Genomic DNA, 1,697 nt, shown 5'->3' with positions numbered 1-1,697 from the left:
ATCTTGTCCATCTCGGCGTTCGGCGTCAGGCGGCCACGCAGGCCGGCAAGCCGGTCGCCAAGTCTGTCGATCAGGGCCTGGCCGTGCCTCATGAGACGGTCCCGCCAAGCTCCTTGGGCAACGCATAGGCCCATTGGGTGATGTTGCCGGCTCCAAGGAAGACGACGAAATCGCCCGGCTTGGCCAGATCACGGACGATGGGCGCAATCGCCGCCGGGCCCTCGATGTAGCGCGCGTCGCGATGACCGCCGGCGCGGATGCGCGACACCAGCGCGTCCGAGCTGACGCCGTCGATCGGCTCTTCGCCGGCGGCGTAGACCGGCGCCACCATTACTGTGTCGGCGTCGTTGAAGCAGGTGGAAAACTCGTTGAACAGATCATGCAGCCGGGTGAAGCGATGCGGCTGGGCAATGGCGATGACACGACCCTGGGTGGCGCTGCGCGCCGCCTTCAGCACCGCCGAGATCTCGACCGGATGGTGGCCGTAATCGTCGAATATTTCGACGCCGTCCCACGAACCGGTATGGGTGAAGCGGCGCTTGACGCCGGCGAAGGACGACAGGCCCTTCTTGATCGCCTCGGCCGACAGGCCGAGTTCGTGCGCGACCGCGATTGCTGCCGTCGCGTTGGAGACGTTGTGACGGCCGGGCATCGGCAGGCGCAGGCCTGCTATGACAGTCTGGCCGCCGGTCTTGCGGTCGCGGATCACCACGTCGAATTCCGAAATGGCACCTGACATGCGGTGATTGGTAAAGCGCACGTCGGCCTGCGCATTCTCGCCATAGGTGATGACCCGGCGGTCCTCGATGCGGCTGACCAGCGCCTGCACTTCGGGGTGATCGGTGCACATCACGCCAAAACCGTAGAACGGAACGTTCTCGACAAACTGGCGGAACGCCTCGCGCACCTTGTCGAAGCTGCCATAGTGGTCAAGATGCTCGGGGTCGATGTTGGTGACGACCGCGATCTCGGCCGGCAGTTTCAGGAAGGTGCCGTCGCTCTCGTCGGCCTCGACCACCATCCATTCGCCGTCGCCCATGCGGGCGTTGGTGCCGTAGGCATTGATGATGCCGCCATTGATCACGGTCGGATCGAGCCCGCCCGCATCGAGCAAGGTCGCCACCATCGAGGTCGTCGTCGTCTTGCCATGCGTGCCGCCGATCGCCACCGCCTGGCGAAAGCGCATCAGTTCGGCCAGCATCTCGGCCCGGCGCACGATCGGCAGCAGCTTTTCGCGCGCGGCCTTCAGCTCAGGGTTGGATTTCTTGATCGCCGTCGAGACGACCACCACCTCGGCATCGCCGAGATTCTCGGCCCTATGGCCGACGAAGCATTCGATGCCCTTGTCGCGCAGCCGCTGCACATTGGCGCTTTCGGCCTGGTCGGACCCTTGCACCTTGTAGCCGAGATTGTGCAGCACTTCGGCAATGCCGCTCATGCCGATGCCGCCAATGCCGATGAAATGCACAAGGCCGATGGTCTGCGGCATCTTCATGCTTGCGTCCCCTTCCTGAAATCCGAAACGGTTTTTTTGGACGCAATAGCCTCTGTAAGATCGGCGAGCAACCGTGCCGCGTCCGGCCTGCCGGCCGATTTCGCACCCGCCGCCATTGCCGTCAGCCGATCGGGGTCGTCCATCAGCCCGCCGACAAGCGCTGCGATGCGTTCGGACGAGAGCGAGGATTGCGGATGCACTT

Annotated in this window: 1 protein-coding gene and 1 pseudogene; both read right to left on the bottom strand. The window is 64.2% G+C overall.

Annotation, left to right across the window (positions count from 1 at the left end; all coding sequences use genetic code 11):
- Positions 1 to 88 precede the first annotated feature (88 nt).
- Positions 89 to 1,495 (bottom strand): UDP-N-acetylmuramate--L-alanine ligase, encoded by a 1,407-nt coding sequence (gene murC / locus EN994_RS30150; protein ID WP_013530958.1) that lies wholly within the window; start codon positions 1,493 to 1,495, stop codon positions 89 to 91.
- Positions 1,492 to 1,697, bottom strand: a pseudogene (locus EN994_RS30145) (UDP-N-acetylglucosamine--N-acetylmuramyl-(pentapeptide) pyrophosphoryl-undecaprenol N-acetylglucosamine transferase); the annotation flags it as partial. The pseudogene EN994_RS30145 and the gene murC, both read right to left, overlap by 4 nt.

This window comes from Mesorhizobium sp. M7A.F.Ca.CA.002.09.1.1 (assembly GCF_003998555.1).
GTDB lineage: Bacteria > Pseudomonadota > Alphaproteobacteria > Rhizobiales > Rhizobiaceae > Mesorhizobium > Mesorhizobium ciceri.
The sequence above is the reverse complement of the archived record's forward strand: the minus strand, read 5'-3'. Positions and strand labels throughout refer to the sequence as shown.